The organism is Sphingomonas phyllosphaerae FA2, assembly GCF_000427645.1.
GTDB classification, from domain to species: domain Bacteria; phylum Pseudomonadota; class Alphaproteobacteria; order Sphingomonadales; family Sphingomonadaceae; genus Sphingomonas; species Sphingomonas phyllosphaerae.
This window is the reverse complement of sequence record NZ_KE386571.1, coordinates 3,714,951-3,739,122: the sequence shown is the minus strand read 5'-3', so window position 1 is coordinate 3,739,122 and position 24,172 is coordinate 3,714,951. Positions and strand designations below refer to the sequence as shown.

Annotated in this window: 25 protein-coding genes; 6 read left to right on the top strand and 19 right to left on the bottom strand. The window is 64.0% G+C overall.

The features are described from left to right. The first annotated feature begins 2 nt into the window (after window positions 1–2). The gene (locus SPHPH_RS0118055) at window positions 3–2,255 is read left to right on the top strand and encodes a xanthine dehydrogenase family protein molybdopterin-binding subunit (protein WP_028967945.1); all 2,253 of its coding nucleotides are present in this window, start codon (window positions 3–5) and stop codon (window positions 2,253–2,255) included. A 139-nt stretch (window positions 2,256–2,394) separates the two neighbouring features. Here the strand turns inward: SPHPH_RS0118055 and SPHPH_RS20245 are convergent, their stop codons facing one another. From SPHPH_RS20245 to SPHPH_RS0118020, 7 genes are all read right to left on the bottom strand, one after another. Beyond that, window positions 2,395–3,459, bottom strand: coding sequence for an aldo/keto reductase (locus tag SPHPH_RS20245; protein ID WP_051273149.1), 1,065 nt, complete (start codon window positions 3,457–3,459; stop codon window positions 2,395–2,397). 15 nt (window positions 3,460–3,474) lie between these two features. Then, a complete protein-coding gene (locus tag SPHPH_RS0118045; protein ID WP_051273147.1) occupies window positions 3,475–3,822 on the bottom strand; it encodes a YciI family protein in 348 nt (115 codons plus the stop codon). An 89-nt stretch (window positions 3,823–3,911) separates the two neighbouring features. Next, window positions 3,912–4,490 (bottom strand): TetR/AcrR family transcriptional regulator, encoded by a 579-nt coding sequence (locus tag SPHPH_RS0118040; RefSeq protein ID WP_028967943.1) that lies wholly within the window; start codon window positions 4,488–4,490, stop codon window positions 3,912–3,914. 21 nt (window positions 4,491–4,511) lie between these two features. Further along, a complete protein-coding gene (locus tag SPHPH_RS0118035) occupies window positions 4,512–5,099 on the bottom strand; it encodes an NAD(P)H-binding protein (RefSeq protein ID WP_037488836.1) in 588 nt (195 codons plus the stop codon). 54 nt (window positions 5,100–5,153) lie between these two features. Beyond that, window positions 5,154–6,140, bottom strand: a complete 987-nt coding sequence (locus SPHPH_RS0118030; protein ID WP_028967941.1) for an aldo/keto reductase — start codon at window positions 6,138–6,140, stop codon at window positions 5,154–5,156. A gap of 23 nt (window positions 6,141–6,163) precedes the next feature. Beyond that, entirely contained in the window at window positions 6,164–7,150 is a 987-nt protein-coding gene (locus SPHPH_RS0118025) for an aldo/keto reductase (RefSeq protein ID WP_028967940.1), read from the bottom strand. Between the two features lie 36 nt (window positions 7,151–7,186). Next, window positions 7,187–8,020 (bottom strand): SDR family oxidoreductase, encoded by an 834-nt coding sequence (locus tag SPHPH_RS0118020; RefSeq protein ID WP_028967939.1) that lies wholly within the window; start codon window positions 8,018–8,020, stop codon window positions 7,187–7,189. 114 nt (window positions 8,021–8,134) lie between these two features. On the opposite strand from SPHPH_RS0118020, the gene SPHPH_RS0118015 reads away from it, so the two are divergent. Beyond that, window positions 8,135–9,034 (top strand): LysR family transcriptional regulator, encoded by a 900-nt coding sequence (locus tag SPHPH_RS0118015; RefSeq protein ID WP_028967938.1) that lies wholly within the window; start codon window positions 8,135–8,137, stop codon window positions 9,032–9,034. 76 nt (window positions 9,035–9,110) lie between these two features. On the opposite strand, the gene SPHPH_RS20240 is transcribed toward SPHPH_RS0118015, so the two are convergent. The 3 genes from SPHPH_RS20240 to SPHPH_RS0118000 all read right to left on the bottom strand — a co-directional run bounded on the left by SPHPH_RS20240 (window position 9,111) and on the right by SPHPH_RS0118000 (window position 11,545). Beyond that, window positions 9,111–9,683 (bottom strand): TetR/AcrR family transcriptional regulator, encoded by a 573-nt coding sequence (locus tag SPHPH_RS20240; protein WP_051273145.1) that lies wholly within the window; start codon window positions 9,681–9,683, stop codon window positions 9,111–9,113. Window positions 9,684–9,740: 57 nt separating this feature from the next. Then, window positions 9,741–10,508 (bottom strand): SDR family NAD(P)-dependent oxidoreductase, encoded by a 768-nt coding sequence (locus tag SPHPH_RS0118005; RefSeq protein WP_028967937.1) that lies wholly within the window; start codon window positions 10,506–10,508, stop codon window positions 9,741–9,743. Window positions 10,509–10,636: 128 nt separating this feature from the next. Further along, entirely contained in the window at window positions 10,637–11,545 is a 909-nt protein-coding gene (locus tag SPHPH_RS0118000) for a LysR family transcriptional regulator (protein ID WP_028967936.1), read from the bottom strand. 125 nt (window positions 11,546–11,670) lie between these two features. On the opposite strand from SPHPH_RS0118000, the gene SPHPH_RS0117995 reads away from it, so the two are divergent. The 3 genes from SPHPH_RS0117995 to SPHPH_RS0117985 all read left to right on the top strand — a co-directional run bounded on the left by SPHPH_RS0117995 (window position 11,671) and on the right by SPHPH_RS0117985 (window position 14,604). After that, window positions 11,671–12,732, top strand: coding sequence for an NAD(P)-dependent alcohol dehydrogenase (locus SPHPH_RS0117995; RefSeq protein WP_028967935.1), 1,062 nt, complete (start codon window positions 11,671–11,673; stop codon window positions 12,730–12,732). Window positions 12,733–12,978: 246 nt separating this feature from the next. Then, window positions 12,979–13,794, top strand: a complete 816-nt coding sequence (locus tag SPHPH_RS20235; RefSeq protein ID WP_051273143.1) for an SMP-30/gluconolactonase/LRE family protein — start codon at window positions 12,979–12,981, stop codon at window positions 13,792–13,794. 78 nt (window positions 13,795–13,872) lie between these two features. Further along, on the top strand, window positions 13,873–14,604 hold the full coding sequence (locus tag SPHPH_RS0117985; protein WP_028967934.1) for an SDR family NAD(P)-dependent oxidoreductase: 732 nt from the start codon (window positions 13,873–13,875) through the stop codon (window positions 14,602–14,604). 217 nt (window positions 14,605–14,821) lie between these two features. Here the strand turns inward: SPHPH_RS0117985 and SPHPH_RS0117980 are convergent, their stop codons facing one another. From SPHPH_RS0117980 to SPHPH_RS0117970, 3 genes are all read right to left on the bottom strand, one after another. Beyond that, window positions 14,822–15,337, bottom strand: coding sequence for a GNAT family N-acetyltransferase (locus SPHPH_RS0117980; protein WP_028967933.1), 516 nt, complete (start codon window positions 15,335–15,337; stop codon window positions 14,822–14,824). Between the two features lie 99 nt (window positions 15,338–15,436). Further along, a complete protein-coding gene (locus SPHPH_RS0117975) occupies window positions 15,437–16,264 on the bottom strand; it encodes an SDR family oxidoreductase (RefSeq protein WP_028967932.1) in 828 nt (275 codons plus the stop codon). A gap of 20 nt (window positions 16,265–16,284) precedes the next feature. Beyond that, complete coding sequence (locus SPHPH_RS0117970; RefSeq protein ID WP_028967931.1) at window positions 16,285–17,046, bottom strand: SDR family NAD(P)-dependent oxidoreductase; 762 nt, start codon at window positions 17,044–17,046, stop codon at window positions 16,285–16,287. A gap of 295 nt (window positions 17,047–17,341) precedes the next feature. Here SPHPH_RS0117970 and SPHPH_RS20230 point away from each other — a divergent pair, with 295 nt between their 5' ends. Beyond that, window positions 17,342–17,704 carry a nuclear transport factor 2 family protein gene (locus SPHPH_RS20230; protein WP_037488832.1) on the top strand — a complete coding sequence of 121 codons (363 nt, stop codon included), beginning with the start codon at window positions 17,342–17,344 and terminating at the stop codon, window positions 17,702–17,704. A 50-nt stretch (window positions 17,705–17,754) separates the two neighbouring features. Here the strand turns inward: SPHPH_RS20230 and SPHPH_RS0117960 are convergent, their stop codons facing one another. From SPHPH_RS0117960 to SPHPH_RS0117935, 6 genes are all read right to left on the bottom strand, one after another. Beyond that, window positions 17,755–18,531, bottom strand: a complete 777-nt coding sequence (locus tag SPHPH_RS0117960; protein ID WP_028967930.1) for an SDR family oxidoreductase — start codon at window positions 18,529–18,531, stop codon at window positions 17,755–17,757. Window positions 18,532–18,577: 46 nt separating this feature from the next. Next, entirely contained in the window at window positions 18,578–19,849 is a 1,272-nt protein-coding gene (locus SPHPH_RS0117955) for a multidrug effflux MFS transporter (protein WP_051273141.1), read from the bottom strand. Window positions 19,850–19,993: 144 nt separating this feature from the next. Next, on the bottom strand, window positions 19,994–21,526 hold the full coding sequence (locus tag SPHPH_RS0117950) for a cation:proton antiporter (protein WP_028967928.1): 1,533 nt from the start codon (window positions 21,524–21,526) through the stop codon (window positions 19,994–19,996). Window positions 21,527–21,616: 90 nt separating this feature from the next. Beyond that, the gene (locus SPHPH_RS21480; protein WP_037488829.1) at window positions 21,617–22,030 is read right to left on the bottom strand and encodes a hypothetical protein; all 414 of its coding nucleotides are present in this window, start codon (window positions 22,028–22,030) and stop codon (window positions 21,617–21,619) included. Window positions 22,031–22,041: 11 nt separating this feature from the next. Next, a complete protein-coding gene (locus SPHPH_RS0117940) occupies window positions 22,042–22,914 on the bottom strand; it encodes an FAD:protein FMN transferase (RefSeq protein WP_028967926.1) in 873 nt (290 codons plus the stop codon). A gap of 11 nt (window positions 22,915–22,925) precedes the next feature. Next, window positions 22,926–23,915, bottom strand: a complete 990-nt coding sequence (locus SPHPH_RS0117935; protein ID WP_028967925.1) for an aldo/keto reductase — start codon at window positions 23,913–23,915, stop codon at window positions 22,926–22,928. Between the last annotated feature and the right edge of the window lie 257 nt (window positions 23,916–24,172).

Sequence of the window (24,172 nt, the reverse complement as noted above, 5' to 3'; positions counted from 1 at the left end):
CTATGAAGTTCGACACCCCTGCCGGCATCAATCCGATCGACCGGGAGCGGGTGATCGGACGGCCGCACCCGCGAATCGAAGGGCCTCTCAAGACCACCGGCCGGGCGGTCTACTCCTACGAGCAGCACGACGCCGCACCCGACGCGGCCTATGGCTACGTCGTTGGGTCGGCCGTGGCTAAGGGCCGGATTGCGCGCATGGACACTTCCGCAGCGGAAGGGGCGCCAGGCGTGTTGGCGGTTGTCACCGCGGCGAACACGTCACCGGTGAAGGCGTCCGGCTTCTACAAGGCGAAGCCGCTCGCTGGACCCGATATTCAGCATTACCATCAGGCGATCGCGCTAGTGGTCGCCGAGACGTTCGAGCAGGCGCGCGCGGCGGCCCAGCTCCTCCGGGTAGACTATTCGCGCGTGGACGGCGCCTTCGACCTGACCGCCGCGCGTGCAGGAGCGAGCCGTCCCAAGGACAAGCCTGACATCCGCATCGGCGATGTCGACAAGGCGCTCGCGACCGCAGCGGTCACCGTGGACAGCACGTACACAACTCCCGACCACAGCCACATGATGATGGAGCCCCATGCCACGATTGCGCGGTGGGACGGTGACCAGCTCACACTTTGGTCCGCTCAGCAGATCGTCGGCTGGGCGGTACGTGACCTGTCGGGCAAGATCGGCGTGCCGCCGGAGAAGATTCGCATCGTCGCCAGCTACATTGGCGGTGGCTTCGGCGGAAAAGGCAGTGTGAATTCGGACGCGGTGCTGGCTGCGCTTGGTGCACGCAAGGCGAACCGTGCCGTCAAGGTGGCGCTGACCCGACCGTTGATGCCGAACAACACGACACATCGCCCTGCCACCATCCAGCGCGTGCGGCTGGGTGCGGGCCGCGATGGACGGCTAACCGCGATTGCGCACGAGAGTTGGTCGGGCAACGTGCCCGGAGGAATGGCAGAGGCTGCGGCGGACCAGACCGAAATGCTCTACGCCGGAGCCAACCGGCTCATCGCAACACGGTTGGCGACCCTCGACCTTCCGGAAGGCAGCGCCATGCGCGCACCGGGAGAGGCGAGCGGCATGATGGCGATCGAGATCGCCATGGACGAACTCGCCGAGAAGCTCGGTATGGATCCGGTTGAGTTGCGCATCCGCAACGACATGCAGGTTGTCCCTGCCGATCCCGGCAGGGGCGGGACCGACCCGCAGGGCGGCACTAGTCAGGCCGATAAGTCGGCTGGCCCGAAGCCCTTTTCTACGCGTCAGCTCGTGCAATGTCTGCGCACGGGGGCTGATCGTTTCGGCTGGAGCAAACGAAGCGGCGTGCCGGCGGCACGGCGCGAGGGTAACCTTCTGATCGGCATGGGTATGGCTTCCGCCATCCGCGGTGCGCCGATCCAGGCCGCAGGCGCACGCGCAACGCTCAGGACTGACGGTTTGGTGTCGATCGAGACGAGCATGACCGACATGGGCACCGGCAGCTATACCATTGTCGGGCAGACCGCGGCGGAAATGATGGGCCTCCCCCTCGATCGCGTCGTCGTTCGTTTGGGCGACAGCCAATTCCCGGACTCGTTCGGCGGAGGCGGTCAAGCCGGGGCGGCCACAGTCACCGCCGGCGTCTATGCTGCCTGCGTGAAGTTGCGCGAGGCGGTGGCAAGCCGACTGGGCGTCAACTCGGCTGATGCCGAGTTCACCGACGGCGAAGTGCGGTCGGGCAACCGCCGCGTGCCTCTGAAAGACGCAGTAAAGGCAGGACCGATCACGGTCGAGGATCGGATCGAATTTGGTGATCTGTCAAAGCGGTTCGAGCAGCAGACCTTCGGTGCGCACTTCGCCGAAGTGGCGGTCGACGCTTATACGGGTGAGATCCGCCTCCGCCGAATGTTGGCAGTCTGCGCGGCTGGGCGTATCCTCAACCCGTTGACCGCGCGCAGCCAGATCATCGGCGGCATGACGATGGGTGCAGGCGCGGCGCTGATGGAAGAGCTGGCGGTCGACAAAAGGTTCGGCTTCTTCGTCAATCACGACCTCGCTGGGTACGAGGTGCCGGTCCATGCCGACATTCCGCATCAGGAGGTGATCTTCCTCGACGAACTGGACCCCACGATGTCGCCGCTGAAAGCGAAGGGCGTCGGGGAACTGGGGATCTCTGGTGTCGCCCCGGCGATCGCCAACGCGGTCTACAATGCCACCGGAGTACGCGTTCGGGACTATCCTATCACGCTGGATAAGCACCTCACTCGCCTGCCCGCCCTAACGTGATCGCGCGAGGATGCCGGGCGTCGCCGACGACATGCCGGTGCTCGGCCGCCCAGCGCCTGTCCGCAGGCGCTGGGTTCCGCTAGACCATGACCGGTATGAGGCGGGAGCTTGCGCCGGCAGAATAGCAGGCGCCCCGCTTTCATGCCGGCAGTGGCGACAATCCGCGCGTGCCCAAGGAGCTGGTGCCTGCTTTGGCCCCGATATCGATGGCAGCAAGCTGCGACGGACCGCTGCTTGCCCCTTCGATCGAGATCGCGGCAAAGCCGTCCTCTAAGGCCTGCATCTCCTCAGACGACAGCTTGATATGCAGCGCCGCCAGATTCTCGTCGACATGGGCGACCTTGGTGGTGCCGAAGATCGGGACAATCCATGGCTTGCGCGCCATCAGCCAGGCAAGCGCGACCTGCGCCGGCGTCGCGCCCCTCGGGTAGCCGCACTGACGCAGGAGCTCGATAGCCTTCCAATTGGCACGCCGTGCCTCGGTCGTGAAGCGCGGAAATTGGGCACGCAGATCGCCTTTGAGGAGCTCGGTCTCGGCGGCAACCGTACCCGTCAAATATCCCATGCCGAGCGGGCTGTAGGCAACGAAGCCAACTCCCAATTCCTCGCACACCGGCAACACCTCGGGCTCCTGCTCGCGGGTGAAGAAGTTGTAGTGGTTCTCCACCGCCGCGACCGGCTGGACGGCATGCGCGCGGCGAATGGTAGCGGCGCCAGCGCCAGACAAGCCGAGATGACCGACCTTGCCCTCGCGGATCAGATCGCCGACCGTGCCAGCGACATCCTCGATCGGCACCTCGGGATCAATCCGGTGCTGGTAGAGCAAATCGACATGGTCGGTACGCAAACGACGCAGCGATCCTTCGAGCGCTTGACGAATATGAGCGGGCCTACTGTTCAGTCCCGCCGGCTTGCCGCTGCCGTCGAACTGAAATCCGAACTTAGTACAGAGCACGTACTCTTCGCGCTTCGAGGCAAGCGCCTCGCCAAAGATCTCCTCGGCAACAAATGGCCCGTAAACCTCGGCAGTGTCGAAGAATCGCACGCCGCGCTCGAAGGCGTGACGCACGAGCCGTATGGCCTCGCTACGATCGATCGGCGGACCATAAGCATGAACGATGTTCATCACGCCCATGCCAAGTGCAGTAGCTTCCAGGCCGCCAAGTTTGCGAAGCGGGAGCGGTGTTGTCGGAGTTTCGGTCATGATTGTTTCCTAATCTCAGACGGTAGCCAACGCTGCCCTCATGGGGTCGGTCAGCATCACAGCCTCGAACGGATAGATATCAGCAACGGCGAGCCCACGCTGTTGAAAGGGATCGGTGCGCAGGTATGCCTCGACCTCCGCTACATCCGTTCCACGCGCGATGATGACACCGCCAGTGCGCGGCACGCGTCGCCCGCTCGCCAGCAACCTGCCCGCGTCGTAACCGCGGCGGAGCCAGGCGACATGGTCAGGACCAGCCTCATCCATGTCCTCGAGCGGCCGCAGGTAGGTCAATACGGCGACGAACAGCAGAGGCGTTGGCCCCACAGCGCTTGGGTCGCTTGTCGTCACGGCTGTGGTCATCGTTGCTCTCCTGGTGGGTAACCCTGGGGCCGGCCAATCATGGTTCCACTGTCCTTCGCCCACACCGTATGCGGTGAGCCAGGGTGCCCTCAGCGATCGCTCATCGCGAAGGCGGCGAGCGCCAGATCGTCATAAGGCAGCGAGGCCTCGATCGCGGCACGGGTGCTGGCGAGATCGGGGTCAGCGTCGCTCAGCCACGCCGGGGCGGCGGTGACGAACGCCTGAGAGATCGCCTCGGCGAGATTTCGAGCACGTGCGCCGCGATGATTGAGGCCTGCGGCGATCAGCGTCCAGCGGTGCTCCTCGACGGACACGCGGTTGAAAAACAGCAGCGTCCCTGCATCAGCCGCCGCGCCAGTCAGGATCGAGCTGACCGCATCGCGATGGGGCGTCAAAATATGGAAGCGGGCGAGCATCGCGCCGATTACACGCTCCCGGGCACTGCTAGACGTTTGCGCAGCGTCGACCCAATCGAGCATCGCGGCGTCTGCCCAGCTGGCGAACTCCTCCAGGATCGCTTCTTCTGAGGCGAAGGTGCGCCGCAGGTCGCCTAGGGTCAGTCCGGCCGCATCTGCGACCATAGCCATCGTCACCTCCGCATAGGGGTGCTCGGCCATGACCCGCAAGTAGGCGTCGATCACGTTCTGATGGCCCGCTTGAATCGTCATTGTCTCGTCCTTGTCGGGTGGTCAGGCTGCGTGGACGCCGAGGCTCTCGCTCAGCCCTTCGCCGTCGATCACGGCGCCGACCACGAGATCGGCGACGCTCTTGCGGGAAACGGTGGCTTGCGCGTTGGCGAAAGGCTCACCCTTCCGCGTCGTGCCGTAGGAGACCTCGTCGCGGTCGTTGAGCCAGGCGGGGCGGACGATCGTATAGTCGAGCCCGGAGGTCTCCACGATCCGCGTCGCCTCGCGGTAGGGGTCGAGGATGCTGCCGTGCCGCTCGCCGGGCACTTCGTCATACACCCCCATGCTGGAGATGAAGACAAGGCGGCGCACGCCTGTCGCCTTCATCGCAGCGACGATTGCATGCGCCTGACGCGGGAGGTCGCCGGCGAGATTGACGTAGACTGCGTCCTGCTCCGCCCTCGCAGCGGCCAGTGCCGCCTCGTCCGTAGCGTCTCCTTCGACGACGCGAACGCGGTCACCCGGCCCTGCATCCCGAAGCCGAGCGGCGCGGCGCAGGAAGAGAGTGAGGCGTACCTCGGGGTGCGCGAGGAAGAGCGGTGTGGCGACCCGCGCGATCTGGCCGTGTGCGCCGATGATGAGGATGTTCATGGCTGGTGCTCCAGCAATCGGCGCCGACGGACCAATCCGTCGGCGCCCACAGCTTCACTTGTACTCTTCGTGGCCGGTTCCGCGACCACCCTGGATCTCGACCTTTGAGGCCGAAGCGGTGAGTTCCTCGACATCGGCCGCGCTCAGTTCGAGATCCGCAGACGCCAAGTTCTCTTCCAACCGATGCAGCTTGGTCGTGCCGGGGATTGGAACGATCCAGGGCTTCTGCGCCAGCAGCCAGGCAATCGCGACCTGGGCGGGCGTGGCGCTCCTGCGCTCGGCGATCGCCTTCACGTGGTCGACCAGAGCCATGTTCGCCTTCATGGCCTCGGGCGTGAAGCGCGGGAACCAGGAGCGCACATCCTTCTCGTTGAACGTCTGGTCCGGCCGCACCGTGCCCGTCAGGAAGCCTTGGCCAAGGGGTGACCACGGCACGAAGCCGATGCCCAGCTCTTCGCAGACCGGCAGAACGTCCGCCTCCGGATCACGCGACCAAAGCGAATACTCGCTTTGCAGTGCCGCGACGGGCTGCACGGCATGGGCTCGGCGGATCGTCTCGGCACCAGCCTCGGACAGACCGAAGTGCTTCACCTTGCCTTCCGCGATCAGGTCGCGAACGGTGCCGGCCACGTCTTCGATCGGCACGGTCTCGTCGACACGGTGTTGGTAGAACAGATCGATTACATCGGTGCCGAGGCGCTTCAGCGAGGCCTCGCACACGGCGCGGATATGCTCGGGCCGGCTGGTGAACTTGCCAGTGGGTTTGTTCGTCGCGGCGTCGATGTCGAACCCGAACTTGGTGGCAATCGTCACCTTGTCCCGCACCGGTGCCAGTCCCTCGCCCACCAGCTCCTCATTGACGAACGGGCCGTAGACCTCAGCCGTGTCGAAGTGGGTGACGCCAAGCTCGACTGCCTGCCGCAGCAACACGATCATCTCGGTCCGGTCGCGCGGCTCGCCATAGTTCATGCTCATGCCCATGCAGCCGAGGCTGACGGCAGAGACCCCAAGGCCGCTGCGGCCCAGTTGACGCGTCTTCATGATCTTCATCCCTCGTGCTGGGTTCAGCGGTAGGAGAGCTGGAGGACAGCTTCCGGCAGCCGGGCACCTTCGATGGTGATTGTCTGGAGAGCAGTTTCGATGCGAGCCAGATCATCAGCTGCCAGGGTCACGTCGGCCGCGCCTAAGTTCTCCTCGACCCGCGCGAGGCGACGTGTTCCGAAGATCGGCACGATGAACGGCTTGCGTGCGAGCAGCCATGCGAGCGCCACCTGCGCGGCGGTCGCGCTCTTCTCGGCGGCTATCGCCTTGATGAGGTCTACGACCCGCTGGTTCGCCTCCATTGCGGCAGGTTGGAAGCGGGGCGACGCAGCGCGGAAGTCGCCGGTGCCGATCGTCTCGGCGGAGACCTTGCCAGTGAGGAAACCTGCGCCGAGCGGGCTCCAGGGCACAAAGCCAATGCCCAGCTCCTCGCACAGCGGCAGGACTTCCGGCTCCGGGTCGCGCGTCCAGAGCGAATATTCACTCTGGATGGCGGCGACAGGCTGCACCGCATGAGCGCGGCGGATTGTCTCGGCTCCGGCCTCCGATAGGCCGAAGTGGCCTACCTTGCCTGCTGCGATCAGCTCCTTCACCGCGCCAGCGACGTCCTCGATCGGAACGTCGGGATCCACGCGATGCTGGTAAAGGAGGTCGATGTGATCGGTCCCGAGCCGCTTCAGCATCGCGTCGGCGACGCGCGCGATGTGCTCGGGCCGGCTGTTGAGGCCGGGACGGCGCTCACCGGTGTCAGGGTCGATGTTCCAGCCAAACTTGGTAGCAATCACCACCTCGTCGCGGACTGGCGCCAGCGCCTCGCCGACCAATTCCTCATTAGCCCATGGGCCGTAGGCCTCTGCGGTGTCGAAGAGGGTGACACCGAGATCGTGGGCACCGCGGATCGTGCGGATGTTCTCCGCGTGGTCCGGCGCGGCGCCGTACATGTCGGCGAAGCTCATGGTGCCAAAGCCGAGTTCGGACACCGTAAGCGTGCCCAAGGTACGGGTCTTCATGATCGTATCTCCTGATAGGGTGGTTCGCGGTGCCGATCAGCCCGGCGTCGGCAACTTGCCCGCACGCATTGCAGCGATCACACCGCCATCGATGAGCAGGTCGCTGCCGGTGATGAACCCGGCCGTCGGCCCGAGGAGGAAGGCCGCTGCTTCCGCGATCTCTTCGGGGGGTGCCATGCGCTTGGAGGGCGAAGCCTCGACCATGCCGCGGTAGATGTCGCCGATCTCAGAATTCAGCTCGTGCGCTGCGAGCGGGGTAACGATGATCCCCGGGCTAATCGCGTTGACTCGCGCGCCCCGCTCGCCCCAGGTCATCGCCTCAGCCTGGACGCGAAGGAAGTTCGCACGTTTGGCGACCATGTAGGCGACCAGTGTGTTCGGGATGGCGTCGTCCTGCAGGAACGGCAGCTTCAGCAGTTCGTCGGCAGGTGCGTGGGCGAGCTGCTTCTCATCCTCTTCAGGCAGCTGGCGCATCATGTGCCCGGCCATGCTGGAGATGATGAGGCCAGCACCGCCGGGTGCGACGACGCGCCCGAACTCCTCGAACACGACGGCTGAGCCGTACAAATCGACTTCCAAGACCTTGGCGACCGGCGCCATGTTGGGCGACAGGCCGGCGGTGTTCACCACCTGCATGACGGGGCCGAGCGAGGCCGCCTTCTCGGCCAGCGCACGCACGGAATCGCGCGAGGCAACGTCAACGACCTGGGTCTCGACCTTGTAGCTGCTATCCCGCATGGCCTGCGCGGCCGTGTTTAGTACCTCCTCGTTGAAGTCGGCGAGCAGCACGGTCCGGCCGAACCCCTGCCGCTTCGCGATTGCCAAGCCGATCCCGCCCGATCCGATTACCACGATCACGTCGTTCGCCACGTCACGTCTCCTGCAATCCGGGAGCGGCGCTCCCTGTATGGTGACTATGTATGACGGCCGGAGATGATCTATTAGACGCTCAATTCAGCTTGTCCTTATACTAGGAGCTAATGAATGCAGCGCGAGGAGATGGGTGATCTGGCCGTGTTCCTCAGCGTCGCAGAGGAGCGCAGCTTCACCAGAGCGGCCGCTCGGCTCGGCACGTCGCAGTCGGCCATCAGCCAGACCGTGCGGCGACTGGAACAGCGATTGGGCTTGCGGCTGCTGACGCGCACGACCCGCAGCGTCGTGCCGACGCCTGCAGGTGAACAGCTGCTGGAAACGCTAAGACCCGCTTTTCACGACGTGCGCTCGCGGATCGCTGCTTTGAGCGAACTTCGGGACACGCCTGCCGGCGCGCTGAAGTTGACCGCAGGGCGGCACGCTGCTGAAACCGTTCTGTGGCCGGCATTGGTGCGTTTGTCGTTGCGCTACCCGGAGATTGAGGCGGAGGTCGTTATCGACCCGCACCTCACCGATATCGTCAGCGAGGGGTTCGACGCGGGCGTCCGTCTCGGTGAACAGATCGCGCGCGACATGATCGCCGTCAGAATAGGCCCTGACCTCCGCATGGCGGTGGTCGGCGCACCGAGTTACCTCGGCCAAGCTGAGGTTCCGAACGATCCTCATGATCTGACCAATCATCGTTGCATCAACATTCGACTACCTAGCGCAGGAGGCCTTTACGCCTGGGAGTTCGAACAGGGAGACCGCTCGCTGAACGTCCGTGTGGACGGCCCTCTGACCCTCAACGACATGCATCTAGCAGTCGACGCGGCACTGGCCGGCGCGGGCCTAGCGATGGTGATGGAGGATCAGGTTCAAACCGCGCTGGCAGACGGCCGCCTTGTCCGGGTGCTGGAGGATTGGTGCCCGCCCTTTCCGGGTTACCACCTTTACTATCCCGATCGCCGCCATCCATCGCCGGCGTTCGCCGCATTATTGTCTGAGCTGCGATCGGCCGCGAAGAAATGATGTCTGCCTTAGCGCCCCTGCCCTGTTGACGACGATCGATCGACGGAACCGGTCCCCTTGGTTGCTCGCGACCATGTCAGCCGGCCTGCGAAAGGTCCTGCATCCACTTGGCGCCGACATCGAGTTCGCGCGCCAGCACCGCGCGGGTAGCAGCAAGATCGTCACTGTCGTCCTTCAGGAAGGTCTGCACGGTGCGGCCGAACACGAGCACCAGCGCTTGTGCGAGGTTCGCAGCCGCGGCGCCGCGCACATCGATCCGTGCCGCCACCAGCATCCAGCTCTGCTCGCGGGCGGAAACCCCGCCGAAATGCACCGCAAGCGCCGGATCCTGCGCTGCAGCGCTCAGGAGTGATTTGACCGCCGCCTTGCCTTCGGCGAGCACGCCGATGCGCGTCATCAGGACGTCAAACAGGCGATCCTTGGCGGGGCGGTTGAGGTCTAGATCGGCGGTGCGATCGAGCACCGCACAATCTACCTTCTCTGCATAAGCGTCGAACAGCGCGTGCTCGGAAGAGTAGGCCCTGCGCAGGGTCGACAGACTGACCCCCGCCTCCTCGGCGACTGCGTGCATCGTGATCTCACCAAGCGGATGCCGGGCGAGCAGCGCGAGATAGGCTTCGAGGATGCGGGGCTTGTTACTGTCTGTCATTTTCAAACCTTCCTGTTGGAACGGCGCCGGCCGGGAATGTCCCGGCCAGCGACGGGATCAGGCAAACGCGCCGTTGTCGACGGTGAGGAGCTGGCCCTGCATGGCGCTGCTCATATCGCTGGCGAGGAACAGCGCGACGTTGGCCTGCTGCTCAGGCTTCACGACCGGCAACTCCCAGTTGACGTACTTCTTGGACGCCTCGATCATCACCTGGCCGCCAGGCAGCTCGCCCTTGTCCCAGGCCTCGACCAGGTAGGTATCGGTCGCACCGGGGCGGATGCCGTTGCAGCGAATGCCGGTGCCGGCGAGGCGGATGCCGACGTTCTTGGTCAGCGTGTCGACTGCGCCCTTGGTGGCGCAATAGGAGACGCCACAGATCGGCTTGAAGGCATTGACCGACGATACGTTGACGATCGCGCCGGTGCCGCGCGGCAGGAAGTGGCGAACCGCCTCACGGGCATAGCGGAAGACACCGAACAGGTTGATCTGGATCATCTCGTCAAAAAGTTCGTCCTCCGTCTCCTCAATTGCCGCCATGTCGGACCAACCGGCATTGTTGATGAGGATGTCGACCTGGCCGAACTCGCCGATCGCTTGCTCAAACACCCGCTTGGGCGCGGTTGGGTCGATGGAGTCGGCGACGACGGATAGGGCAGTACCGCCAGCGTTGCGCACCGCGGCGACGGTCTCCTCTAGCGTCTCGTGATTGCGACCGGTAACGACGACGTTCGCGCCTTCTTCGGCGAACAGGATGGCGGTGGCCTTGCCGATGCCGCGGCTGCCGCCCGTGATGATGGCCGTGCGGCCTTCCAGCAATTTGCGCATGATTGATCTCCAACTGACAGGTGGAGCGCGTGGCAGAAGTGCCGGCGGCCCATCGTGAGCCGTAGATGGCAGCGACCCACCTTTTCGATTAGCCGCTCAATCCTGCATGCGGTTATCAATCAGCCTTGTTAATGGGCGCTACGGCGTAATGCCTCCAGTACGAGCGTGAACGCAGCGGTGGGCTGACGACGGCTGGGATAATAGAGATGGTAGCCGCCGAAGCCGGGGCACCAATCCTCCAGTACCCGCTCCAGGCGGCCCTCTTCCAGCGCGTCGTTGAAGTAGCTCTCCTGCATGCAGGCGATGCCGAGGCCGCTAAGGGCGAACAGCAGGAGCTGGTCCGGATCGTTGCTGACCATCTGACCCTGCGGGCGGACGTTGACCTCCTTGCCGTCCTTCTCGAACTCCCATGCATAAATGTTGCCGTGCGTCTCCAGCCGATAGGCGAGGCAGTTGTGCGTCAAGAGATCGTCAGGCGAGCCAGGCCGGCCGTGCAAGTCGAAATAGCTAGGGGTTGCCACCACCGCGAGGCGCTGTTCCGGCCCGATACGGGTCGCGATCATGTCGTGTGCCAGATGCTCGCCGAGACGGACACCGGCGTCGCAGCGCTCCGTGACGATGTTGGTCATCGCGTTGTCGACTACCAGCTCGACCGTGATCTCGGGATAGTCGGGCAGTAGGTCGGCGAGCACTGGATGCAGCACGGTCGCCGCAGCGTGGTCCGAAGCAGCGAGCCGCACCATGCCAGCAGGGCGATCGCGATATGAGGTCAGGCCGGCCAGCGCTTGCTCGATCCCGTCCAGGTGCAGGCCGGCCGAGCCCAGCAGTCGTTCGCCGGCTTCGGTGAGCCCCACGCTGCGCGTCGTGCGGGTCAGCAACCGGACACCCAGCCGCGCCTCCAGCTCTTTGATCGTATAACTGAGCGCCGACTGCGAAACGCCAAGCTTCCCGGCAGCGCGGGTGAAGCTCAGCTCGCGGGCGACCGCCACGAAGGCGGTCAGGTCACGGATGGTATCGCGCTGGTTCTCGACGGGCATAGTAATTCATACGCCTTTTCGATAACTGCATGCAAATCAAGAAGGATAGTAGCACAAACGCGTCACGCCTATCTCCTGACCAACCCCGGGGCGCTCTCGCCCGGACTGCCGCTGGAGATAGTCTCATGCCTACCACCGTTCAGGGCTATGCTGCCCATGCGTCCAACGCTGACCTCGTCCCCTTCTCGTTCGAGCGGCGCGACCTGCGCCGTGACGATGTCGAGATCGACATCCTGTTCTGCGGCGTCTGCCATTCCGACATCCACCATGTCCGCAACGACTGGGGAGGCGAGACCTACCCGATCGTGCCGGGCCATGAGATCGTCGGCCGCGTCACCCGCGTTGGCCCGGGAGTCACGCGCTTCGTCGAAGGCCAGGTCGTCGGCGTCGGCTGCCTTGTCGATTCCTGCCGTGAATGCTCGTCGTGCCATCACGATCTGGAGCAATATTGTCTGAACGGCAGCACGCTCACCTATGCCGGCAAGGACCGGCACGACGGCTCGCTGACCTTCGGCGGCTATTCGGAGAAGATCGTCGCCGCCGAGCGCTTCGTGCTCTCGATTCCGGCGGGTCTGGACCTAGCCGGCGCCGCGCCGCTGCTGTGCGCGGGCATCACCACCTACTCGCCATTGAAGCGCTTCGGCGCCGGTGCGGGCAAGAAGGTCGCGGTGGTCGGCCTGGGCGGTCTTGGGCACATGGCGCTGAAGCTCGCCCATGCGATGGAGGCGGAGGTGACGCTGTTCAGTCGCTCTCCCGGGAAGGAGGAGGACGCGTTCCGGCTCGGTGCCGACAAGGTGGTGATCTCCAAGGACGAGGAGCAGATGAAGGCGGTCGCCGGCACCTTCGACCTCATCATCGACACCGTGCCCTACGCGCATGACGTGAACCCCTATGTCGCCACGCTGGCGGTCGAGGGCGCGCTAGTGCTGGTCGGCTATCTCGGCCCGCTTGAGGGCGACAATGCGGTCAACAGTGCGCCGATGGTGTTCCGAGGCAAGACGCTCGCCGGCTCGCTGATCGGCGGCCTCGCCGAGACGCAGGAGATGCTCGACTTCTGCGGCCAGCACGGGATCGTCTCGGATATCGAGATGATCGACATCCAGGATATCAACGCTGCCTATGAGCGGATGCATCGGAGCGACGTGAAGTACCGCTTCGTCATCGACGCCGCCTCGCTCGGTAAGTGATCTCCCGTTCCGCGGCCGCCTGCGGCGGTCGCGGATTTGCTCCACGATGATCAGCGAGCTCGCCAATGGCGGGTGCCGGAGTCACGCACCATGAACACCCTTCTGAAGTGGGTCGCCGCAACGGGCCTTCCCGCGCTCGCGCTTGCCCTCCACGCCCCGCCTGCCCCTGCGCAAGCCGCCCCAACTGCGGTCCGACATGACATCTCCGCGATCTGCGCCGGCGAGCGCTGCACTTGGGAGAAGGTCGTGACCTGCGACGGCTTCATCGAGGGCATCAACTTTGATGCTAAGGGGCGGATGTGGATGGTGGCTGTCGTGTCGGGCCGTATCATGCGGGTCGAGAACGGCCACTGCGTGACCGTCGCTTCGGGACCGGGCACCCCCAATGGCGCCAAGTTCGCAGCCGATGGCCGACTGTTCGTCGCCAATCGCACCAAGGGAATCCAGACCCTCGATCCGGCAACCGGTAAGGTCACCGATCTGTTTTACCGCTCCGACATCGGCGCGTTCAAAGGGCTGAACGACCTCGTGTTCGATCCGCGCGGCGGCTATTACTTTACCGATCCGGTGGGGTCGGACGCGCTCGCTAAGACCGGACACGTCTACTATGTCGCGCCCGATAAAGGCAGCACGCCGCAGGTGTTTGCCGGCGGGATCGCCTATCCCAACGGGGTCGCCGTCTCGCCTGACGGGCAGAACGTCTATGTTTCAGAGTTTGGTGAGAACCGGGTGCTGATGATCCCGTCACGCGATTCCAAGGACCCGTTCGGGATCGCCTATGTCTTCGCACGGTTGCAGGGCGGGATTGGTCCCGATGGACTGATCGTTGATGCCACCGGCAATGTGTACGTCGCGCATTACGGCGCAGGCGAGATCGCCATCTTCGACGACCATGGTTTCTCCTATGGCGCGATCCCGCTGCCCAGGGATGCCGGGCTCGGATCGACCAACATGGCGTTCCAAGACGGCTACCTCTACGTCACCGAGTCGCTGAAGAACACGGTGTGGCGGGTCGCCGTGAAGACGAGGGGGCTGCCGCGCGCGCCCGAACGCCGGCCCTAAGCCTCAGCCGATCCACCGACACACATCCGAGATCCCACTTGGCGTCGATCGAGACGCCCACCCGCCAGGAGAAAGCGCATGTCTCAGCTCCGCGATAAGGTCGCCGTCGTTACCGGAGGCACATCGGGTATCGGCTTGGCAATTACCAAACGCTTCGTCGCCGAGGGTGCCTTTGTGTTCATCACCGCGCTCAGCGAGAAGGATAGGGAAGAAGCATCGAAGCTCTTCGCTGACAATGTCATGGCGATCGTCTGCGATGTGAGTCAGGTGGACGATCTCGCTCACTTCTTCGATGCCGTGAACACCGCGAAGGGCAGGATCGATGTCCTCGTCGCGAACGCCGGCGTAGCGAAACAGGCCAAGCTGGACGATATCACCGAAGACCATTTCGACTGGATCTTCGGCATCAACGCCCGGGGCGTGCTGTTTACCGCTCAAAAGGCGCTGCCGCTGATGCGCGAAGGCGGCTCGATGATCCTGCTCGGGTCGCTGTCAGGTGCCAACGGAGAGGAGAACCTCTCTGTCTATGCAGCCACCAAGGCCGTGGTCAGCAGCTACGCACAATCCTGGTCGAGGGAGCTGGCGCATCGCGGCATTCGGGTGAACACCCTTAGCCCCGGGCCGACAGATACCAGCATCATGAACAACCTGCCCGAGGAGGATCGACGCGCGCTCACCGAGCGTACCCCGCTGAAGCGCATGGGCAGACCTGAGGAGATCGCGGCAGCGGCGTTGTTCCTCGCATCCCAAGAGAGCAGCTACGTGACCGGCCAGGAACTCAAGGTCAATGGAGGCCTCGTCTCTGCTTGAGTTGGTGAGGCCGCTCTTCTTGGCGCCTCCGAGAGCGACTGGCGAGCGGATCATGCGTCATTGCGGCGAGCGCTGGTTGCGTCTCGATCGCTGGCGTTCGAGCGCCCGCCAGCCACACGCAACGTGCGCCGAAATCAAAGATGATTGACCGTCTCACGCACCACCCTTGCAAAGCCGCTACCTTGGTTTCACTCAGCAGCAATGAGTTGAGCCGCGATTAGGTGATGATCTTAGCTGGCTCCATATCCACGGTCATCTCGATCATGGTAGCCCGAAAGCCGAGAGCCTCGAACAGCCGTCGTGCTGCCTCGTTTTTTGCGGCAGTCGACAACACCAGCCGGGGCGCGCCTTTGGACGTTAGTTCCGCACGGGCCGCTTCGGCCAACAATCGCCCGATACCTTGCCTCCGGTGAGCCGGATCGACGATCAGGTCGTGAAGCACGCCAGCCGGTCCTCGCAGGGCCATGAAGTCGTTCCCGTCCAACGTGGCATATGTATAGCCGGCCACCATGCCCTCGCTTTCAGCGACCAGCACGATCGCGTCCTCGCGCTGTCGCTGCGTATCGAGGAATGCAGCGTAGAGGTCTGGCGTTCGCTGCGTCGGGGCGATGAAGCGCGTAGGGTCGAAGTCGTGATGGAGCGTCACCAGCAGGGCTCCGAGGCGCCCCAGAATGGAAGCATCCGCTGAGGCCGCCGGCCGAATGGTGATTGTTGAGAAAGGGCCTTCGATCACGATCAACCTCGATGCGGTGTCAGGCGACGCTCGGCCCTATGTCGCGGAGTTATGTAGCATCGAGCGGAGCGGGCGAAGTCCGGCCCGCTCCGCCATTCATCACTTCGGAGCAAGCTCGCCGTAGAACCACGACGCGGTCACACCGCCGTCCATCAGGAAATCGCTGCCGGTGATGAACGCGCCATCGCGGCCCATCAGTAGTGCGCCCAGCACGCCGACTTCATCCGGTGTCCCCGCACGGCCGACCGGTGAGAGGTCGATCATCCGACGATATCCCTCGCCACGCGGCCCCGAGAGTTCGTCATTGGCCAGCGGCGTCATGATGATGCCGGGGCTGATCGTGTTCACGCGTGCGCCGCGCTTCGCCCAGTTCACCGCCTCAGCCTTGACCCGCAGCGAGTTGCCGCGCTTGGCGATCTGGTAGGCGTTGAGCGAATCGGTGACCTTGTCGAGCGAGAGCATCGGCAGGGCCATCAGCTCCTCGACCGGAGTGGTCGCAAGTGCCTTATCTTCTTCGGCCGTGAGCGCGTGCAAGCGGTGGCCGGACTGCGAGGCGATGACGATGCCCGAACCGCCTTCGACGATCACCTTGCCGAACTGTTCGAGCAGCAGCGCGGTGCCGTAGAGGTCGACGTGCAGGATCGCCGCGGGCGGAGCCTGCGACGGCGATACGCCCGCGGCGTGGATCATGCCGAAGACGTCGCCGATCGACGTCGCCTTAGCGACGAGCGCTTCGACGGACTCGCGAGACGACACATCGACCGTGGTGGTGCTGACCGCAAACCCTGCGTCACTCATCACCTTGGCCGCAGCATCGGCGGTTTCTTGACGGAGGTCGGCGAGCAGCACGTGCTTGCCGGCGCTGACACGGCGGGCAATGGCCTGGCCGATCGAGCCAGCTCCGATAACTACAATTACTTGGGACATACCCGTATCCTTTTCTGAAGTTATTCTCGCAGCAGATAGGCGCCGTCGACGACGAAATCGGCACCGGTCGTGTAGGCGGACAGGTCGGACAACAGGAACGCCACGGTGCTAGCGATGTCCTCGCCCGTCCCGATCCGACCAAGCGGTATGCGCGCCGCCAGCCGGTCGGTGACCTCTTTCTGGCCGGGGGCCATGGTCAGCGGGGTGGCGATCACTCCCGGCGACACGCTGTTGATGCGAATGCCGTGGGCGGCGTAGTCCGCCGCGGTCGCCTTTGTGAGCCCGATCAGCGCGTGCTTCGATGCTACATAGGCAGGGAAGCCGGGCAGCACGGTATGTCCCTCAACTGACGCGATGTTGACGATAGCGCCGCGGCCTGCTCGCAGCATAGCTGGCAATTCCGCCATCATCGACCAGGCCACGCCGTCGAGATTGATGCCCATCACATGGCGCCAATTGTCATGACCCGTATCGTGCAGGAGACCGGCGGAGCCGGCGACCCCCGCATTGTTGACCGCGAGGTGCAATGCGCCAAACCGCTTCTCTGTGGCGTCCACCGCCGCGGCGACTTGCTCGGGACTGGATACGTCTCCAACGACTCCTAGCACCGAGCCGGGCCGCTGCTCGTTCAAATGGACAACCAGCGCATCGAGGTCACCCTGCTCACGCGCCATGACCGCGACGCACGCGCCACTGGCGACAAGCGCTTCGACGATCGACTTGCCGATACCCTTAGAGCCACCCGTAACAAAGGCGACCTTACCACTTAAATCGATGAGCATCTTCGTTCCTCACAAACCGATGCGTCGGTCTAAAAGGAAGGTAAGCGTCCTTTTGGCCGCCGATTAGTCAGCCGGAGCCGCATGTCGTCATGCAGGGTGTTCATCAATCGTCCGATATCATGACGTTTTCCGCGGGTGGATGGTAGGGCCGCCACACGAGCGTGAAGGCAGGTGGAAGCGGCCGGCGGGTACGGTAGTACAGGTGATAGGCAACCATTGGGGCCGCTAGCTTGCTGCTCGAAACCGCGCACCCGCAATCAACGATCGCGCAGTATCTAGCGAAGCAAGGGACGAGATGACTGAAGATGAGATAAAGGAGTGCTTCGCCGGCCAGCTTGCGGCCATGCAACGTGGCGACACCGCAGCGTTGGCTTTGATGCTGGCTGAAAGCTACACGCTGACGCACATAACCGGTTATCGCCAGCCGAAGCGCGAATGGCTCAAACAGATGGGCGAAGACCTGTTTATCTATCACAAGATCGAGATGCGGACTCTTGCCGTCACTATTAACGCGAATCGCGCCAGTTCAAGCGCTCGTCTGATCGCCGACGTTACCGTCTATGGCTCGCGGCGCACGTGGCGTCTGCAGCTCGACCAGCATTACGAAGCACGGCAAGACGCATTGCTCGTAACGGACTGCGTTGCCAGCACCTGGTAGCCGAACAAGCATCTGCCCAGGCAGCCTCGCCAGCTGCCGGGGTTAGCTGCTCAGCGCTTTGGGAGTCCACCGTCTAGGTCGTCTCGCACGCGCTGGGGCTCATCGTTCAGCGGTTGATTATCGACGTCGCGGACGGCGTCGAGCGCGTTGGGCGCGTCCCGGTCGAGGCCGGCGAAGACCGGGTCCAAATCAGGCTGCGCGTCGCCTTGCTCGGCAACCAGTTCGAAGGTCTTGTTCTCGGCCGCAGGCGACGTCAGACTCTCGACCAGCACCCGCGCGATCTGCGCACGGGCAATAGCGCCGTCGCTCGCATCGCCCGCTTGCCGGGTGTCACCCTGCAGCATGACAATCCGCTGCTCGTCCGCGGCATTGTAATCGAACCAGCCAGGCCGGACGATCGTGTAAGGACGACCGCTCGCACGGACCAGGCGTTCGGCCCGTCGCTTCCAGTCGTGCGCTTCCGTCCGCCGGTTGTAGTCCCCGGTACGATTGGTGACGCCGATCGCCGTCATGAGCGCGATCCGGGCCGGGCGGCTGCCCAACTCAAGAAGGATGTTGCGCACGCCGCCATAGTCGACCTTCTCCGCTCCGGCTTTGCCGGCACCTTCGGAACCGAGCGTCAGCACTACAGCGTCGACGCCCTCGACGGCTGCGGTGAGCGTCTCGGGACGGGTCACATCGCCAATGACAGTTTCAACGTTGGTCGGCAGGCGAGCGGCCTTGCCTGCGCTGCGTACCAGCGCCCGGACCGCATGCCCCTGCCGCACCGCTTCGGCTACGACCAAGCGCCCGATGCTCCCGGTCGCGCCGACGATCAGGACGGTCAAAGAATGCTTTGAACTCATGACTAGGCCTTTCGGAAGTGAGTGAGCTTCAGGAAATCGCCTCGGATGAAGCCGAGATTGCGCGTTGATCAGAGCGTTGCGCGGGGAGGAACAGGCGAGCACAGACGAAACATCCGGTACCCGCGATCCCGACGACCCAACCAACCGGCCAAGGCGTGCCGTCTGCGAATGCGCCGACCAGCGCCGAACCCACGATGCCGGCGCCGTAGTGAATAGCGCCGACCAACGCAGAGGCGGTTCCTGCACGCTCCGGGAACCGCGCCAGCGCGCCGGCGATGGAGTTTGCCACGATCAGCCCCGACATGCCCGCGAACAGGAACAGCGTCGTTGCCAGCGCAGCCAGTCCGCCCCAACCGGTACCCGCAGCGACTGCGACCGCCAGACCGAAGATCGCCGCACCGGCTGTGCCCAGGCGCAGAAGCCTATCGCTGCCGAGCTTCGTGACCAGCCGCGTATTGACCATATTCACCGCCATGATCCCGGCGATGACGCTGCCGAACAGTAGGCCGTACAGCTGGGCCGGGACATGATAGTAGCTGATGTAGGCGAACGGCGTGCCGGCGATGTAGGCGTACACGCCAAGGTAGAAAAACGCCCCCACCCCTGCGTAGCCCAGGATTGCGCGCTGGCGCAGAAGGTGACCGTATTCCCCAACTGCCCGGATCAGCGGCTCGCGACTACGCTGCGCGGGAGCTAGCGTTTCCGGCAGGGTGAAGAGCGCGGCCAGAGTGAGCAGGCCCACGCCAACCAACAGCCAGAAGATGACGTGCCAAGATGCCACCGCGAGTATCTGACCCCCGACAAGGGGGCCGACCAGCGGCGCGATCGCCATGATGACGATCAGCGTCGACAGCATCTGCGCGGCACGATCGCGGTCGTACATGTCCCGCACCATTGCCCGCGCGAGCACGACGCCCGCACATGCCCCGACCGCTTGAACGACACGCCAGCCAATCATGTGCCACGCCGTGTCCGATAGCGCACAGCCAGCCGATCCAATGACAAACAGAAGGATGCCCGCCGCGACGGGAAGGCGGCGACCATAGCGGTCGCCGATCGGACCCCACAGAAGCTGGCCAAGGCTGAAGCCAACCAGATAGCCCGAGATCGTCAGCTCCATCGTACCGCTGCTCGATCCTAGCGCCTGCCCCATCGTCGGCAGCGCCGGAAGGTAGATGTCGGTCGAGATCGACCCGAAGCCCATCAGCACGCTCAGGATCGCCATCACGCGCAGGCTGTGCCCGTGATCAGTCGTCCCGATCGGCGACTGCTGCGCTGTTCGCGCGCCGCTATCCGGCATTGTCAAAGTTCGAGCATTCATGAGTCCACCTGTCCGGCGCCGACGCGGTCATCGCGTCACCCATGATGTACGATGCGCCCCTCTCAGTGATTAGACAGCAAGATCGGCATGCGGTGATATTCCGCGTTCATTAATGCCCTGGCGTCAGTCTGTAGAGGGGCGAGAGCTGAGTTCGAGCCAGTCCAGTTCTTCCTCAACGCTGCGATAGGCCTCGTCGCCGATCGTGCCCTCCGCGCGAAGCTCGTCGATTGCACGTCGCGAGGCAGGGATCATGCGCTGTCGCAGCGCATTGTCAGACGAGGTACGCGGATCGTCTCCAGCACGGGCAATCCCGAGTGCCTCACCATATTCATGACGCAGACGCTCCGCCGCAGGGCTGTGATCGCCTTCCAAGGTTTGCATCGCGGCATCCATTGCGGCCGTCCGCGCTGCCGCAGTCTCTCCCGATACGACGGTATCCACTGGGAACCGCAGCGCGCGTAACAGCGGCTTGAGCGTAAGCCCCTGGATTACCAATGTCCCCAGCACGACCATGAACGCTACGAGCAGGATGAAGTCGCGGTAAGGAAAGCCTTCCGGGACGGCAAGCGCGGCCGCGAGGGTGACGATGCCGCGCATCCCCGACCATCCCACCAGAACACCGCTCTTGAGCGTTCCGGTCCAGCTCCGCAGCGCATCACCCGGGTCTCGCGACAATCGATGCGCCGCCCCATAGAAAAGCACCCATGCCAGCCGGACGACGATCACGACCGCGAGGATGGCGAGCGCGTAAAGCGGATAGGTTGCCCGTTCTGCGCCGTCCAATCGCTCCATGATCGGCCGCAGCTGCAAGCCGATCATCGTGAAGGCGAGCACATTCAGCACCAGCGTCACTGTTTCCCAGGTGGCAAACGACAGCACGCGGACCGACGTGTGCGATGACGCCGAGGTCCGGCGCCCAGCGGTCAATCCAAAGACGACGATCGTGACGACCCCGGACAGCTCCAGCCGCTCCGCCAATATCCACACGCCGAACGTCATAACGAACTGGAGGATGGTGGCGATCGCCGGGTGCTCGATCCGCGACGTGAGCAGGATGACCAAACGAGCCAGTAGCCAGCCCACAACGACGCTGCCCACCGTGACCAACGCGAACGCCGGCAGGGCATCTGCGGGTCGGAAAGCGCCAACCGCGACGGCCGCCAGCGCCAGCTTGTAGATGAGCAAGGATGACGCATCGTTGAGCAGGCTTTCGCCCTCGAGGATCGAACGAATACGGTGAGGCGGCGCTACGGACTGCATCACGGCGAGAGCAGCCACGGCATCGGGCGGTGCCAGTAGTGCGCCGAGCGCGATTGCAGCCGCCCATGGCATGTCGGGCAGGAAGACGCGCGTGACGACCGCGACCGCGATGGTGGTCAGTCCGACCGCAACCATCACCAGAGACAATACCGGGCGCCAATTTGCCCGCAGATCTCGCAGTGATGTGTCGTGCGCAGCGTCGAGCAGAACCGGCGCGACGAAAAGGGCCAAAATCAGGTCTGGCGGCAGACCTAGCTGCGGCGTTCCCGGGACCAACGCGAGGACAACCCCGCCGAGCGCCAGCAGCGTGGGATAGGGTACGCCTATCCGGCCTGCGAGGATCGACAGCAAAGCAGCACCCAGCAGCAGAAGCAGGATCGTCTCGAAGATAATCAAACGATTGCTCCCCTCTTTGTTAGCCGCTGCCGGTGACGAGTTCGCGGACTGGCCTATACTGGACGTGGCATGACAGGGAAGGAACGCCGATCAGCGCGCTGCCTGCGCCCGGATCTTCTCGATCGCGGCGTTGAAGCCATCGGGGCACCCGCTCGCGCCTGCCAGTTTGCCGACCTTCACCTGTTCAATTGGTCGGCCAACAACGACCGCTGGTACGGCAGCAGCGAAGCGCTTTTGGTAGTCGAGCGATGTCGGGTCCTTGGCTGGCGTCCCGACCTCGACGCGTGAGATCACGCCCCGCTCCAGCCTGACACGGACGGTGAGTGAGGACGGCAGTCCGCCATATTGCCCGGTAGCTGTGTAGACGCCGTCGGCATAGCGCGACGCCTTGGTAGCTGCGGCCGTCGGCTCGGCGGTTCGCTCATCGGCGTGCGCGGCATCGCCGAGTAGCAACGATGCCGAGACCCCGGCTAGCGTAGCGGCCTGCTTGGATGATAAACGCATGCGTAGCTCCTTCAGTCGATGAAGAGTTCGCCGCCAAAACACGACGATATTTCGGCGCGCCCGTCTGCGAACATCCGGGCGTATGAAAAGGCGAACGACCCAGCGAGATTGCGCGGAGGCACGAAGAACAGCGCGGTAGCGAGGCCATCGGCGACCATTGCGGTGTCTGCGCGTACCCAGGTTGCGACAACGTCGCGCGTAGGATGACCCGTGCGTCCGTCGAGCACATGGTGCAGCCCATCGCCCCACGCCCGGCGTCCCACCGCCGACGCGCAGAGCGCGCCCGTCCCCATCTCCACCACGCCGATTGCGAGCGTCGGGTCGAACGGGTGTTCCAGCCCGATCACCACCGGCTCCGCGCCTACGAGCCGCATGTCTCCTCCTGCGTCGACGGCAATGGCTTGCATGCCGCTGTCGACCAGAATTTGCGTCACGTAGTCGACCAGTAGCCCTTTACCTGCAGCGCCAACGTCAAGGACGAGCGGCCGATGAGTGACGAGCGCCGCGCCGTCGCGCTGGACATCTCGCGACCAAGCCGGTCGCGGTCCATCCAGCGGGGAAGCGCCCGGCGTCAGCGAATAGATGGCATCGTAGCCCAGCAATTCGAGGTCACCGCCAACCAGCGGATCGACCGCGCTATCCGTCATCTGGTGCAGCATGTCGAAGAGTTCAAACAGCTCCCCCGCCTCGTCAGGGAAGTGGAATGTGCCCCCGACCGGAGCGTTCGCCATTTGCGCGACCAGCGTATCGGCGCGGAACCGGGACCAGACCCGGTCAAATCCGGCAATTCGCTCGTCGACACGCCGACGCAGCGCTGGGGACAGCGCTACGTCGGTCTCGATGCGCCATTGCGTACCGATCGCGTCGAACCCGATCGAAGCCATGCAGGCGGTACTCAGCGGCCCGTGGTGGCCTCGAGCTGTTCCGGATAGCGGTTGCCCTCGACGTCGATGGCGCTCAGCGCCTCCGCGATATCGCTGAGGTCGGATTCTGTGAGGTCGAGTTCGGCCGCTCCGATATTTTCCTCGAAACGACTGAGCTTCGTGGTGCCCGGAATGGGGACGATCCACGGGCGCTGCGCGAGGATCCACGCTAGTGCCACCTGTGCCGGTGTGGCCTGCTTGGCGGTAGCGATCGCAGCGATGCGATCGATCAACGCCTGGTTCTTCTCCATCGCTTCGGGCGTGAAGCGCGGCAGCAGCTTGCGGAAGTCGTTTTCCTGGAGCTTGCTGTCCTTGCCCATCGCGCCGGTCAGGAAGCCCTTGCCGAGCGGGCTGTAGGCGACCAGCCCAATCCCCAATTCCTCGCACGCGTCGAAGATGCCGTTGGTCTCCGGTCCGCGCGTCCACAAGGAATATTCGTTTTGGAGAGCGGTCACCGGCTGCACCGCATGGGCACGGCGCACCGTCGCGGCACCGGGCTCGGACAGGCCGAAGTGCTTGACCTTGCCTTCCGCGATCAACTCCTTGACCGCACCGGCCACGTCCTCGATCGGCACGTTCGGATCGACGCGATGCTGATAGAACAGGTCGATCTGCTCGATACCGAGACGCTTCAACGATGCATCCGCTACCGCCTTGATCTGCTCGGGGCGGCTGTTCATGCCGGTGCTCTTGCCGTCGACGATGTTGAAGCCGAACTTGGTGGCGATCACGACCTCGTCGCGAAACGGCGCCAACGCCTCACCGACGATCTCTTCGTTGGTGTAGGGTCCGTACATCTCGGCGGTATCGAAGAAATGCTCGCCGCGCTCAACCGTCTGGCGGATCAGCTTAATGGCCTCGTTCCTGTCGAGCGCATGGCCATAGCTGAAGTTCAGCCCCATGCAGCCGAAGCCAATGGCCGAAACCTCCAGGCCGCTCTTGCCCAATTCGCGCGTCTTCATGGTCGCCTCCTTCACGTCAGGCATCAAGCCTGACCGTCAGGATGGAAATAAGCTCGGAGCCGAACAGCTATTAGACGCAAAAATCGACATGAGCTTATCGTCTGGGTTCATGAGTGGAGCGCGATTCTGTCGCGCACGAATTTATCTCGACGCTTTGAGAAAGCACGTCGACGAGATAATTTTTTCGGGTACTTCGCTGAAGCCCGCTGTTCCATCGGGGTGGCGCAATGAGACATAGCCGATGGACTGCCGGATCG